This is a genomic window from Acidimicrobiales bacterium, from assembly GCA_016716005.1.
GTDB lineage: Bacteria > Actinomycetota > Acidimicrobiia > Acidimicrobiales > JADJXE01 > JADJXE01.
Map to the genome: position 1 here is coordinate 2,571,311 of JADJXE010000001.1, position 12,525 is coordinate 2,583,835.

The window sequence follows — 12,525 nt, forward strand, 5'->3', positions numbered from 1 at the left end:
CCCACCATCCCCCTGGGGTCCGGCCCCGCCGCGGCCGACCCTCTAGGCGTCACGGTAGCCGCCGGCGCCCATGGCCCGGGCCACCGCGAGGGCGCGAAGCGCCCCGTCGAGGCCGGTGCCGGGCACCGCCGGCTGGGTGGTCACGCCGGCGTCGATCCGCACGCCGTGGGCGGCGTACGAGCGGGCCAGCAGACGCCGGCCCGTCCGGCCCAGGACCAGGCCGGCCACGTCGAGGTGGCGGGCCGCGAAGCGGGGGCCGTGGCCGGGGTCGGCAGCGTCGGCCCGGCTGCCCCGCTCGGCCCACCCCTGGACGGCGGCGTGGGCCAGCTCGTGGGCGACCACGTGGGGTGCGCACCCGTCGGCGGTGACCTCGAGCCGGTGGCTGGCGCCCACCCATCGGGCATCGGCCCGGACCAGGCGCGCCGGCGCGGGGCCGGCGTCGAGGGTGATGCCCGCCCCCATGGCGGCCCACGACGGGTGGGCGAGCACCGCCCCGACCAGCGCCTGCACGGCCTCGAGCCGTTGGGCCCGGCTGCGGGGCCCTTCGCCCCCCAGGGGCACCGAGTAGAGCGTGGGTGCGAAGGCGGCGTGCTCGGCGGCGTAGACGAGCGAGCGCTGGGCGTCGCGGCCGTGAGCGCCCGCCGCGCCCGGGCCGGCCGACCGGCGGGGTTCACCGCCCGAGGGCGGCACGGCGACCTTCGACGCCCGGGCGGCCCAGGTCGGCTCGCCGTGCGGCCTCCCGGCCGGCGCGCGCACCGGCCGGGTCGGTGAGGGCGCGAGGGGGCCGCATCGACCCGGGGCGCCCGTAGCGGTCTCGGACCCAGGCGTCGACCCGGGCCCCCCGGTCGGCGAGCACCAGCGCCACCGACGGGGTCCCGGCCTGGGGCGGCGCCGCCTCGGCGGCGGCGACGGCCCGCTCCTCGGCCTGGCGGAGCGCCGTGCCGACCTCGTCGGCGTAGGCGAAGAGGAAGGCCCGCCGCCAGCGGACCGTCGCGGCCGGCGCGCCCGGCCGGGGTGGCGCGGCCAGGGCCTCGGCCGCGCTCTGGGTGAGCAGGGAGGTGAACAGGGCCTCGGCCCGCTCGACGTCGCCCCGGTGCCCGATGAGGTGCCCGATCCGGCCCTCCCAGCCCCGGGAGGTGAGCAGCCGCACCCCGTTGGCGGCCGCGACCACGGCCAGCAGGCGCAGCCGGGCCAGGACGTACGGGCCGGCCCCCACCTCCACGTTCACCTCGACCACCCGGTCGTCGGGAGGCCCACCGGCGAGCAGCGCGTCGTCGATCCGGTAGCGGGCCATCAGCTCCTGGGCCTTGGCCACCAGGGCGAGGGCCTCGTCGGGGAACTGGGCGGCGCACGACTCGGCCTTGGCCAGCAGCCCCCGGACCGTGGCCGCTTTGCGGTGACGCTCCGCGGCCCTGGCCGCCGGGTCGTGGTCGTGGGGGTCGCCGGGGCCGGGGATGCTCACCCGCTCACTGTCGCACCGCGGTGTGTCAGTGACGATGATGGGCGGTGGTGGGCGGATGAGCTGGACGAGCTGGACGGGCTTGCGGGTGGGGGTCGCCCTGGCGCTCTGCGCCCTGAGCGGCCTGGCCGGCGCGGCCCTGGTGACGGCATCGGCGGTCACCACCTGCGACCTCGGTCGCGACGGGGCCGAGCCGGTGGTGCCCACGGCCGGGGCCGTGCGGTGGGGATCGTGGCTCGTGCTGGCCGGCGCCGTCGCCGCCGCCGCCGGACCGCTGGTGGTCGCCTGGCTCCGCCGCGAGGGCCGGTCGTGGCCGTGGGCCGTGCTCGGCCTCGTGATCGTCGCCGTGGGCCTGCTGGCCTGGGCCGGTGGGCTGGTGGCCGCAGGCTCGCCCGAACGGCTGGCCGACTGGTGCGCGCGCTGACCCGAGGCGCGATCGCCTAGGAGGTGCGCCGGGCGGCGTGGTCGGCGAACCGGGCGGGGATCCATTCGACCAGGCGCTCCCACAGCACGTCGCGCGCCTCGCCCAGCAGGTGGCCGGTGCCGGGCAGCACCACCAGCTCGCCGTGCCCCGCGATCGTCCGCACGGCCTCGCTGGCGGCGACCGGCAGGATCTCGTCGCGGTCGCCGTGGAACAGCAGGATCGGGGTGTCGCCCAGCTGGTCGGCCTCTTCGCAGCCCGCCGACTGGGTGGCGAAGGTGACGAGGCCGGCGCACATCCCGTCGAGGAAGAGGCCGGCGCGGACGGCGACGGCCCCGCCGAAGGAGTGCCCGGTGGCCACGAACCGCTCGGCTCCGGCTCGGGCCGCCAGCTCGGCCGCCGCGACCAGGTCGTGCACGCAGCGATCGAGGTCGTTGGGCGCGCGCCACGACACGCGGATCGACCCGATGCCCTGCCGGGCCAGGTGCTCTCCCAGGTCGTGGTAGAGGCCTCCGGCCGGGCCGAGCAGGCCGCCCATGGCCCCCCCGCCCATCAGCACCACCTGCTCGGCGTCGGGGTCGCCGTGCCACAGGAGGGTGAGCAGCCCGCCGAACGTGTAGAGCTCGAGGTGACGGAGGCTCGGGCTCAGCCGCACCTCGCCGCGGGCGAGCGTGCCGAGCGCCTCGAGAGGGGTTCCCGGCCGTGGGTCCTGGGGCACGGCCGCAGTCTGACCGACCGGTCGGGCGGCCGCCGCCCGTCCCGTCGTCGGCTCACCACCGGAAGGTCCAGGTGGTGGTCATCGTCAGCCAGCGCACCCAGATCGGATCGACCCACGTGTAGGAGGGGGCGGAGGTGGTCGTGGTCGGGGCCACCGTCGTGGTGGTGGGCGCTGCGGTGGTGGTGGTCCGTCGGACGGTGGTGGTGGTCCGTCGGACGGTCGTGGTGGTCCGTCGGACGGTCGTCGAGGTGGTGGGCTTGGCGGTGGTCGTCGTGGTCGGGGCGACGGCGAGGGGTGCGGTTGCGGTGGTCGTCGTGGTCGGGGCGGCGGTGGGGGGCGGCGCGGTGGTGGTGGGGGCGGCGGTCGCCGTGGTCGTCGGGGCGGCCGTCGTCGGGGCGGCGGTGGGGGGCGGCGCGGTGGTGGTGGGGGCGGCGGTGGTCGGGGCGGCGGTGGGGGACGGCGCGGTGGTGGTGGGGGCGGCGGCCCGCAGGATGGCGGCTCGGGTGCCGGCCAGGTGGACCCGGGTCACGGGGGTGCCGTTGGCGTCGAGGTACGTGCCGCCCAGGTCGACGTCGACCGGCCCGGTGGCCGCGTTCACCACGACGAGGCCGCGCTCGAAGCGCCGCAGGTGCAGGCCGGACCCCCTGTCCTCGAGCGGCCCCAGCGGCGCGCCCAGCTCCCAGGCCTGCTCGGGGATCCAGGACTTCTCGCCGAAGTTGAACATCGATCGCGAGCCGGCGGCCAGCAGGTACGACGCCAGCCCGTAGCGGGCCGCCTCCGGGTCGGCCAGGTTGCCGCCGGTGCGCATGAGGGCGATCTTGCCCATGGCCTCGGCGGTGGCGACCTCGCCCACCATGGCCTCCCACGCGTCGGGACCCCAGTCCCACACGTAGGGCCCGCCCACGGTGCTGTTCCAGTTCACGAAGTGCTCCTCGAGGGCGCCGTTCACGAACTGGAGCCAGTCCCCCCAGAGGCCCGGGAACAGGCGGGCGTCGCTGATGTTGGCGATGGCCACGAAGCCGGCGGCCTGCAGCCGTGGCCCCACGTTGGCCAGCATCGAACGGGTGGCCGCCTGCATGGCCGCGTCGTTTGGGTAGCGGGTCGGCGCCTCGGTGTAGGCGTCGGCGTGGGTCAGGGCGTTGTCCATGAAGACGCCGTCCCACCCGTTGGCGGCCAGCTCGGCCGACACGTTCTGGTACCACTGCTCCTGGTAGGCGGCGTTGCCCACGTCCATGAACCAGTGGCCCGGGTACCAGGCCCACTCCAGCCGGCCGCCGGCCGAGCCGGTGAGGAACCACTCGGGGTGGTTGGCGTTGGCCCAGCCGTAGCCGATGCCGGCCGGGAGCAGGGCCGCGTCGTTGGTGCCGTCGAAGGCGCCCGAGTAGGAGCGGGTCGAGGACAGGTCCTTGTACACCAGCACGAGGGCGGAGGGGTTGGCCGCCTTCACCTGGCGGGCCAGGCCCGCCTCCCACGCGTTGAAGGTGAACAGCTGGCGCCGGGGCGCTTCGGTGGCCACGTCGAGCGGGCTGCCGTCGTGGTGGATGAAGAAGGCCCGGGGGCGGCCGGCCCAGCCGGCGTCGGCGACGGCCGGGACCAGCCTTCCGGACAGGTCGAGCCCGAGCACGCCCATCAGGGCGATCACGAGCAGGCCGGCCAGGATCTTCGAGAGCCGAGAGACCCGGTGGGGGCGAGTGCGCATCGAACCGCTCCTTCCCGTCCTCCCGCCTGGCTCCCTCCGGGCCAGGCGGTCGTGTCGGGGCACTGGAGCATCGGTGCGCGCTCTTCGCGGCTTTAGCGCCACGGAAAGTAGTGACTCGGTCGGGTGGGTTCGGGCCCGCCGTGCCGGACCGGAACCGCCCCGGCCGGGTCAGCTCGCGGGTGGCCATCCGAGGGGGTCGAGACGCGCCGCGCCGCACGAGCCTCTCGCCAGCCTGGCCACGCAGCGCCCCCGGCAGGATTCGAACCTGCGACACACGGTTTAGGAAACCGCTGCTCTCTCCCCTGAGCTACGAGGGCGGGACGTCCGCGCCGAGGTCCACGTGCCCCTCCGAGCGGTGGCCAGGGGATCGAGCGTACGCGGCCGGGCGGTGCGCGCGAGCCGCCGCCGGGGTTCTCTGCCCGGTCGACCACCGCAGAGGTGGTCGGGATGGCAGAGAACGGCGAGGGGCCCGGCGCGGCCGCGGCGGCCCGCCCTCGCCCGGGCCGTGCACGTCCGATCGCGCTCGGCCCGACCCGCCACCGGAAGGCGCCCTACGATGTCGCTTCCGGGGGCGGCGCCGCGGCCGTCCCACCGATCGGAGGAACCACAGCATGAGCGACCCGTCCGCCGCGAGCGTCGAGGCGATCCTCGAAGGCCTCGCCACCCACGACCCCTCGGTGCTCGAGAGCCTCCTGGCGGCCCAGCTCGAGAACCTGGACGCCTCGGGCCTCGACCCCGACACGTACTTCCTGGTGAAGATCGCGGCCCTCGTGGCCATCGACGCCGCCCCGGCGTCGTTCGTGTGGCAGATCGGCCTGGCCCTCGAGGCCGGCGTCACCCCCGAGCAGATCGTCGGGGTCCTCGTCGCCCTCGCCCCCACGGTGGGCAACGCCCGCATCGTGGCCGCCGCCCCCGAGATCGCCCTCGGGCTGGGCCTGATCGACGAGGAGGACTGACATGCCGATGCGTCGCCGCCGCCCGCTGCTGCGGGCCGCCGCCACCGGTGCCGTGGTGTACGGGGCCACCAAGGCCGGCACCAACGCCGCCATCAACAAGCAGCAGGCCGCAGCCGAGGACGAGGCCCGCATGCAGGCTGTCGAGGCCCAGGCCGCCGAGGCCCAGCAGATGGCCGCCCAGGCCCAGCAGCAGGCGCCGCCCCCCGCAGCGCCGCCGGCGGCGCCGGCCGGCGCCGGCACCGAGGACCGCCTCGCCCAGCTCAAGGAGCTGGCGGCGCTGCGCGACTCGGGGGTGCTGACGCCCGAGGAGTTCGAGCAGGAGAAGCAGCGGATCCTGAACGGCTGAGCGGGCGGCGAGGGGTCGGCGGCCCGGCCGCCACGATCGCGGTCAGCCCGAGAGCGGCCCCTCCGACACGCCGTCGGGGGGGCCGACCGCGCCCGGCCGCTCGTCGCTGCGGATGCGCACGATGCGCAGCAGGAAGTCGAGCGGCCCCTCGTAGTGCTCCCACAGTACGGCGTTCACCTCGGCGGCCGTCACGATCAGACGGCCGAGGATGAACAGCCAGGCCAGCGCGGCCACCGTCACGCCGATGGCGCCGTACACCTCGCTGGCGCTGGAGATGCGGCTGGGCAGGTACACGTGGGACACGTACTGCAGCACCGCGATCGAGACGCCCACCAGCACCGACCCGGGCACCAGCCCGAGCCACGACGACGTGCCCCGGGGCAGGAAGCGCGCCAGCAGCATCCACGCCCCGGAGTAGACGAGGCCCACGAGCACGAACGACGAGGCGGTGAGCGTGAGCCCGGACGCCTCCCGGACGGCCCGGAAGGCGGCGGACACCACCAACGTGGCGACGAAGAACGCGAAGAACATGGCGGCGATGCGACCGGTGCTCGACCGCTGGCGCTTGCTCACCCCCCACGCCCGGGCGTGCACCTCCACCAGCGTGTTCAGGAAGACACGCCCGGCCCACACCACGCCGAACAGGCCGACGATCAGCGCCGCCCATCGCCCGCCCTGCGACTCGGCGATGGCGTCGGAGATCGAGTTGGCCAGGGCACCGCTGACCCCCGTCTGGCGGGCCGCGTCGGCCGGCGCACCCTCGTCGGCGGTGGAGACGAAGCCCAGACCCCCCACGACGAGCAGCACCAGCGGCAGCTGGAACAGGAAGAAGCGGAAGGCGACGGCCGCCGCCAGCAGCGAGCCCCCGATCTGGGCGTCGCGGTCCCACAGCCGCATGGCCAGATCGAGCAGGGGGAGGTGGGCGCGGGCGGCCTCCAGGCGGTCGCGCACCTCGTCGCCCATGGCGACGAAGCGCTTGCCGATGCCGCGGCCGGTGCCGCCCAGGCGGCTCTCGGCCGCCGCGGCCACGTCGCGGTACTGCTCGCCGGCCCACCGCCGGGCCGACGCCACCCGGCCGGTGGGAGCGGGCGGGCCGGGCCGCGGCTCGGGGTCGGTGCCGTCGGACTGGTCGCCGGGGTCGGCGCCGTCGGGGCGGTCTCCCTCAGCCATCGGTTCCGGTGGCGCGCACGGCCCGGGCCACGTCGCTCCACCGGTCCCACGCCGAGGGGTCGCGCTGGCACATGGCCTGGCCGAGGTACATCACCAGCCGGCTGGCGACCCCGCCGTAGCGCTCCGCCAGGCGCCCCGGCAGCTCCTCCCACGTCGCCGTGACCGCGTACACGTCGAGCATGTCGTCGGTGATCAGCGCCGACATGCCGGCCACGTCGCCGGCCTTCAGCCGCTCGTTGAGCCGGGCCGAGGTGCCGTCGAAGCCGTGCCGGTCGAACATGTGGGCGTAGTTGCGGGTGGACCCGTAGAAGCCGATCTGGGCGCGGGCCATCGCCCGCCACGGGGCCCGCTCCTCGTCGGTGTCGCCCACGATGGTGAACACCGGGACGATCAGGGCCACCTCGGCCGGGTCGCGGCCGGCCCGGGCGGCGCCCTCGGCCACGCCGGGCAGCACCTCGTCGTCGAGGTAGCGGCGGGAGTGGAACGGGTGCACGTGCACCCCGTCGGCCACCTCGCCGGCCATGCGCAGCATCCACGGGCCCACCGCGGCCACGTCGACGGGCACATGCGGGTGCTCGATCGGCCCCGGTGACCACGCCGGGGGGAGCAGCGACAGGTCGTAGAACTCGCCGTGGTGGTCGAGGCGCTCCTCGCCCCGGAAGGCGCGGAAGATGGCCCGCAAGGCGAGCACGTAGTCCCTCATGCGCGGGCCGGGCGGATCGAAGGGGGCGGCGTAGCGCCGCTCGACGTGGGCCTTCACCTGCGTGCCCAGCCCCAGTCGGAACCGGCCGCCGGTGAGGTCGGCGAGCTCCCAGGCGGTGGCCGCGGTGACCATCGGGCTGCGGGGGAAGGCCACCGCCACGCCGGTGGCCAGGTGCAGCCCGGGGGCGGCCAGGCCCGCGGCCGCGGCCGACAGGTAGGCGGTGCGGCCGGCCTCGGTGATGACCAGTCCCGAGAGGCCGGCCTGCTCGGCCCGCCGGGCCAGCGCCTGCACCTCGGTCAGCCGTCCCCCCACCGTCATCAGGTCGAGCTCCACGGCGCCCCCTCGTTCTGCCGACCGACCCTACCGGCCCGGCCGGCGGGTACCGTCCGGTCATGCTGACGCCCCTGCACGGACCCACGGCGAGGGTCGACGCCGTCGTCGACGGCCTCGGCACCGACGGCGTGGTGATCGTGGAGGAGGCCCTGGCGCCGGCGGTGCTCGAGGCCGCCCGGGCCGCGCTCGACGCCCTGCTGCCCGAGACGCCCACGGGCCGCAACGCCTTCGAGGGCTTCCGCACCCGGCGGGTGTACAGCGCGCTGGGCAAGACCCGCGCCCTCGACCCCCTGGCGCTGCACCCCCTCGTGCTCGGCGCGTCCGACCGGGTGCTGCGCCACCACTGGATCAGCGCCACCGTGGGCATCTCCATCGAGCCGGGGGAGCAGGCGCAGCTGGTGCACCACGACGACGCGATCTACCCCCTCCCGCAGCCCCACCCCGACGTGATGGTGAGCGCCATGTGGGCGCTCGACGACTTCACCGCGGCCAACGGCGCCACCGTGCTGTTCCCCGGCACCCACCGGTCGGCCGAGCCGCCCCGGCCCGTCACGCGACCCGTCGCGGCGGCGATGCAGGCAGGGTCGGTCGCGATCTACCTGGGTACCCTCTGGCACGGCGGCGGGGCCAACACCACCGACCGCCGGCGGCTGGGCGTGACCTTCGAGTACCTGGCCGGCTGGCTGCGCCAGCAGGAGAACCAGGTGCTGGTGCTGCCGCCGGAGCGGGCCGCCGAGGTTCCCGAGCGGCTCCAGGAGCTGCTCGGCTATGCGGTGTTCCCCCCGTTCATGGGCTACGTCGACGGCCGGAGCCCCCTGCGGCTGATCCCGGGCCGCGAGCGTGACCGATGAAGGTCGGGGTGTTCGCGGTGAACATGGAGCCCTGGCTCGACCCGACGCTCGCGGGGGACGCGGCCGGGTGGTGCGAGGAGCTCGGCTACGACTCCCTGTGGGTGGGCGAGCACATGGTGCTGCCCAGCCCTCGCGTGGCCCCCTCGCCCATGGAGCCCACGGACCCGATGCTCGACCCGCTGGTGTCGCTGGCGTGGTTCGCGGCCCGCACCGAGCGGATGCTGCTGGGCACCGGCATCCTGCTGCTGCCCCAACGTCACCCCGTCCAGCTGGCCAAGGAGCTGGCCAGCCTCGACGTGCTCTCGGGCGGGCGGCTCGTCGTCGGGGTCGGCATCGGCTACCTCGAGCCCGAGCTGCGGGCCGTCGGCGTGCCCCCCGAGCGCCGCGACCAGCGGGCGCTGGAGCACCTGGCCGCCCTGCGCGCCCTGTGGACGATGGAGGCTCCCGCGTTCCACGGCGAGTTCGTCGACTTCGGCGGCGTCGACGCCCATCCCCGCCCCGTCCAACCCGGCGGGCCGCCGGTGGTCATGGGCGGCCGGGCGCCGGCCGCGTTCCGCCGGGCGGTGCTGCACGCCGACGGCTGGTACGGCTTCCTGCTCGACCCCCCCGGTGCCGCGGCGGCCGTCACCGCGATCCACCGGGCCGGCGAGCGGCTGGGACGGCCGGTCGACCCGGACGCGTTCGAGATCAGCGTGACGCCCTCGGTGCGGCTCACGCCCGGCGTCGTCGACGCCTACCGGGCCGCCGGCGTGCACCGGCTGATCGTGTACCGGCCCGGTCTGGGCCCGGACGGCCTCCGCGCCCATCTCGAGGCCAGCTCGCCCGCCGCGCTCGGCTGCTGACCCCCCGGCGCCGGGCTGGCCCGGGCGCAGCGGGCCGCGCGCCGGTAGCGTCGGCCGACGTGACCGACGTCAACCGCCAGCTGGTCCTGGCCCGCCGCCCGATCGGTGCCGTGCAGGACGACGACTTCGAGCTCCGCACCGGGCCGGTGCCCGAGCCCGGACCGGGCCAGTTCCTCGTGCGCGTGCTGTGGCTCAGCTTCGACCCCACCCAGCGGGGCTGGCTCAACGACGTGCCGTCGTACGTGCCGCCGGTGCAGATCGGCGAGGTGATGCGAGCCGGTGCGGTGGGCCAGGTGGTGGCCTCCCACAACCCCGGGTTCGCCGTGGGCGACTACGTGCAGGGCACCTTCGGCTGGCAGGACTACGTGGCCACCGACGGCACCGGGATGCTGCCCGTCACCAAGGTGCCGCCGGGCGTGCCGCCCACGGCCGTGCTCGGCGTGTTCGGCATCACCGGCCTCACCGCCTACTTCGGGATGCTCGAGCTGGGCCATCCGAAGGAGGGCGACGTGGTGCTGGTGTCGGGCGCGGCCGGCGCCACCGGCTCGGTGGCGGGGCAGATCGCCCGGGTGAAGGGCTGCCGGGTGATCGGCACGGCCGGCGGGCCCGAGAAGTGCGCGTGGGTGCGCGACGTCGCCGGCTTCGACGAGTGCATCGACTACAAGGCCGACGACGTCGGTCGTCGGCTGGCCGAGCTGGCCCCCCGCGGCATCGACGTGTACTTCGACAACGTGGGTGGGCCGGTGCTGGAGGCCGCCCTGGCCAACCTGGGCCTGCGGGCCCGGGTGGTGCTGTGCGGCGGCATCTCGTCGGGCTACACGATGGAGGAGCTGCCGCCCGGCCCGCGCAACTACATGCAGCTGGTGATCAGGCGGGCCCGCATGGAGGGCTTCCTGGTGCTCGACTACGCCCCACGCTTCGCCGAGGCGGTGGCGCAGCTGGCCGCGTGGGTGGCCGACGGCAGCATCCGCACCGCCGAGGACGTCCAGGTGGGCCTGGAGCGGGCGCCGGCCACCCTCCGCCGGCTGTTCGAGGGCAAGAACCTGGGCAAGCAGCTGCTGAAGGTGGCCGATCCACCCATCGCCTCCTGACGATGGCCGGGCCGGGCGACGACCGGGTCACGGGCGCCGGCCTCGCGGTGCGGCGGGTCCTCGAGGCCCTCGGGCGGGCGGTGGCCGCGTACACCCGCCTCGAGGTCGAGGGTCCCGAGCGGCTCGTGGATCCGCCGGCGCTCATCGTGGGCAACCACGGCTTCGGCGGGCTCACCGACCTGAACGTGCTCGCCTTCTCCGAGGCGTTCCGCCGGCTCGGCCTCGGCGCCGCGGTGCCGGCCGTCTTTCTGACCCACCAGCTCGCGTTCACCGCCGGCCTCGGGCCGCTGCTGCGCCCGGCCGGCTTCCGGCCCGCCGGCCGCGAACCGGCCCGAGCGGGTCTGGCCGAGGGCCGCTACGTGGTGGTGCTGCCCGGTGGCGACGCCGACGCGTCCAAGACGTGGGCCCACCGCGACGAGGTGGTGTTCGACGGCCGCACCGGCTTCGCCCGGCTGGCGATCGACGCCGGCGTGCCGATCGTGCCCATCGTCGCCGTGGGCGCGGGCGAGTCGCTGCTCGTGCTGTCCGAGGGGCGCCGGCTGGCGGCGCGGCTGCGCCTCGACCGGATCGTGCGCCAGAAGACGCTGCCCGTCTCCATCGCCGCGCCCTGGGGGCTCAACGCCGGCGTCGCCGCGCTGGTCGGGTACCTGCCGCTCCCCAGCAAGATGAAGGTGGCGATCCTCGACCCGGTCCGGGCCGAGCCCGGCGAGGAGCCGGCGGCCCTGGCCGAGCGGGTGCGGGCGGCCATGCAGGCCAAGGCCGACGAGCTGACCGCGGGCCGCCGCCCCGTCGTGGGCTGACCGCCGATCAGGGGACGGCGTTCCAGGCGCGGAGGGTGCGGCCGTCGTGCTCCCAGCCGAGGACGTTCACGGTGGCGGTGTCGAGGGCGAACCTGGCGCCGTCGGTCGGCGGCAGCTCCAGCCACGTGGTCGTGAGCACGCGCAGCACGTGGCCGTGGGCGAACAGCAGCGCGTCGTCCCCGGTGGCCAGGCATCGCCCGATCACCCGGAGCGTGCGCGCGCGCACCTCGGCGCCCGTCTCGCCGCCCGGGACGTCGCCGCCCCAGATCGTCCAGCCCGCGCCCCGACGGTCGCGGATCTGGGTGATCGTGAGCCCTTCCAGCTCGCCGTAGTCCCACTCGCGGAGGTCGTCGGTCAGCTCGACCCTGTCGCCGAAGCCGGCCAGCTCGGCGGTGCGCCGGGCCCGCAGGAGGGGGCTCGACAGCACGAGGCCGAAGCGGTGCCCGGCGAGCGCCGGCCGCAACGCCGCGGCCTGGCGCTCGCCGTCGGGGGTGAGCGCCAGGTCGGTCCGGCTGGTGTGCTGCCCGGTGGCGCTCCACTCGGTGGTGCCGTGGCGCACCACCCAGATCTCCGGTCGACCGGTCATCGGCGGGGACCGTAGCCCGTCGTACCCTCGGGCCATCGGAAGCGGTCCGTCGAAGCGAGAGCGGCTCCTGGCGTACGGCGCGGTCGCCGCCCAGGGTGTGCTCATCGTCGCCCTCGTCCTGCTGCCCGGACGGGCCGACTGGCCGGTGCCGCGGTGGTTGCACCTCGTCGCCGTCGTGCTGAAGCTCGTCGGTGCGGCCGTGCTCGTCGTGGGCGTGGTGCACCTCGGCCGCTCCCTGACGGCGCTGCCCACCCCGGCCGACTCGTCGGTGCTCCGGACCGGTGGGCTCTACCGGTTCGTCCGCCACCCCATCTACGGCGGGCTGCTCGCCCTGGCGGTGGGGGCCACGCTCGACTCGGCGAGCTGGCCGAAGGCGGTGCTCACCGCGGCCCTCTGGGTGCTCCTGACGGTGAAGGCGCGGTGGGAGGAGCGGATGCTGGCGGCGCGCTACCCCGCCTACCCGGCGTACGCGGCGCGCACCCCCCGGTTCGTGCCGTTCCTGCACCCGAAGGGGTGAGAAGGGGTGAAAGGGGTGATCCGCCCGCAGGAG

Annotated in this window: 15 protein-coding genes and 1 tRNA gene; 8 read left to right on the top strand and 8 right to left on the bottom strand. The window is 75.9% G+C overall.

Going from position 1 to position 12,525, the window contains the following annotated elements; genetic code table 11:
* Window positions 1–42 precede the first annotated feature (42 nt).
* Entirely contained in the window at window positions 43–690 is a 648-nt protein-coding gene (locus IPM45_12675) for a hypothetical protein (protein ID MBK9180389.1), read from the bottom strand.
* The gene (locus IPM45_12680; GenBank protein MBK9180390.1) at window positions 671–1,462 is read right to left on the bottom strand and encodes a DUF2786 domain-containing protein; all 792 of its coding nucleotides are present in this window, start codon (window positions 1,460–1,462) and stop codon (window positions 671–673) included. The genes IPM45_12675 and IPM45_12680 overlap by 20 nt, the downstream gene beginning before the upstream one ends.
* 55 nt (window positions 1,463–1,517) lie before the next feature.
* On the opposite strand from IPM45_12680, the gene IPM45_12685 reads away from it, so the two are divergent.
* Window positions 1,518–1,883, top strand: a complete 366-nt coding sequence (locus IPM45_12685; GenBank protein MBK9180391.1) for a hypothetical protein — start codon at window positions 1,518–1,520, stop codon at window positions 1,881–1,883.
* Window positions 1,884–1,899: 16 nt separating this feature from the next.
* On the opposite strand, the gene IPM45_12690 is transcribed toward IPM45_12685, so the two are convergent.
* From IPM45_12690 to IPM45_12700, 3 genes are all read right to left on the bottom strand, one after another.
* A complete protein-coding gene (locus IPM45_12690) occupies window positions 1,900–2,598 on the bottom strand; it encodes an alpha/beta hydrolase (GenBank protein MBK9180392.1) in 699 nt (232 codons plus the stop codon).
* 52 nt (window positions 2,599–2,650) lie between these two features.
* Window positions 2,651–4,297, bottom strand: coding sequence for a hypothetical protein (locus tag IPM45_12695; protein MBK9180393.1), 1,647 nt, complete (start codon window positions 4,295–4,297; stop codon window positions 2,651–2,653).
* A 244-nt stretch (window positions 4,298–4,541) separates the two neighbouring features.
* Window positions 4,542–4,614 (bottom strand) — tRNA-Arg (locus IPM45_12700).
* A 294-nt stretch (window positions 4,615–4,908) separates the two neighbouring features.
* Here IPM45_12700 and IPM45_12705 point away from each other — a divergent pair.
* Both IPM45_12705 and IPM45_12710 read left to right on the top strand, forming a co-directional pair.
* On the top strand, window positions 4,909–5,253 hold the full coding sequence (locus IPM45_12705) for a carboxymuconolactone decarboxylase family protein (protein ID MBK9180394.1): 345 nt from the start codon (window positions 4,909–4,911) through the stop codon (window positions 5,251–5,253).
* 1 nt (window position 5,254) lies between these two features.
* The gene (locus IPM45_12710) at window positions 5,255–5,599 is read left to right on the top strand and encodes an SHOCT domain-containing protein (GenBank protein MBK9180395.1); all 345 of its coding nucleotides are present in this window, start codon (window positions 5,255–5,257) and stop codon (window positions 5,597–5,599) included.
* Between the two features lie 42 nt (window positions 5,600–5,641).
* Here the strand turns inward: IPM45_12710 and IPM45_12715 are convergent, their stop codons facing one another.
* Both IPM45_12715 and IPM45_12720 read right to left on the bottom strand, forming a co-directional pair.
* Window positions 5,642–6,769, bottom strand: a complete 1,128-nt coding sequence (locus tag IPM45_12715) for a YihY/virulence factor BrkB family protein (GenBank protein ID MBK9180396.1) — start codon at window positions 6,767–6,769, stop codon at window positions 5,642–5,644.
* Window positions 6,762–7,805: a TIGR03617 family F420-dependent LLM class oxidoreductase gene (locus IPM45_12720; protein MBK9180397.1), complete on the bottom strand. Its 1,044-nt coding sequence runs from the start codon at window positions 7,803–7,805 to the stop codon at window positions 6,762–6,764. The genes IPM45_12715 and IPM45_12720 overlap by 8 nt, the downstream gene beginning before the upstream one ends.
* A gap of 59 nt (window positions 7,806–7,864) precedes the next feature.
* Here IPM45_12720 and IPM45_12725 point away from each other — a divergent pair, with 59 nt between their 5' ends.
* From IPM45_12725 to IPM45_12740, 4 genes are read left to right on the top strand one after another with little or no spacing between them, the layout of a single operon-like run.
* A complete protein-coding gene (locus IPM45_12725; protein MBK9180398.1) occupies window positions 7,865–8,656 on the top strand; it encodes a phytanoyl-CoA dioxygenase family protein in 792 nt (263 codons plus the stop codon).
* The gene (locus IPM45_12730; protein MBK9180399.1) at window positions 8,653–9,498 is read left to right on the top strand and encodes an LLM class F420-dependent oxidoreductase; all 846 of its coding nucleotides are present in this window, start codon (window positions 8,653–8,655) and stop codon (window positions 9,496–9,498) included. Before IPM45_12725 ends, IPM45_12730 begins: the two co-directional genes overlap by 4 nt.
* A 59-nt stretch (window positions 9,499–9,557) precedes the next feature.
* Window positions 9,558–10,589 (top strand): NADP-dependent oxidoreductase, encoded by a 1,032-nt coding sequence (locus IPM45_12735; GenBank protein ID MBK9180400.1) that lies wholly within the window; start codon window positions 9,558–9,560, stop codon window positions 10,587–10,589.
* Between the two features lie 2 nt (window positions 10,590–10,591).
* A complete protein-coding gene (locus IPM45_12740) occupies window positions 10,592–11,389 on the top strand; it encodes a 1-acyl-sn-glycerol-3-phosphate acyltransferase (protein ID MBK9180401.1) in 798 nt (265 codons plus the stop codon).
* Between the two features lie 7 nt (window positions 11,390–11,396).
* Here the strand turns inward: IPM45_12740 and IPM45_12745 are convergent, their stop codons facing one another.
* A complete protein-coding gene (locus IPM45_12745; protein ID MBK9180402.1) occupies window positions 11,397–11,975 on the bottom strand; it encodes a histidine phosphatase family protein in 579 nt (192 codons plus the stop codon).
* A gap of 97 nt (window positions 11,976–12,072) precedes the next feature.
* On the opposite strand from IPM45_12745, the gene IPM45_12750 reads away from it, so the two are divergent.
* Entirely contained in the window at window positions 12,073–12,492 is a 420-nt protein-coding gene (locus IPM45_12750) for an isoprenylcysteine carboxylmethyltransferase family protein (GenBank protein ID MBK9180403.1), read from the top strand.
* Window positions 12,493–12,525 lie beyond the last annotated feature (33 nt).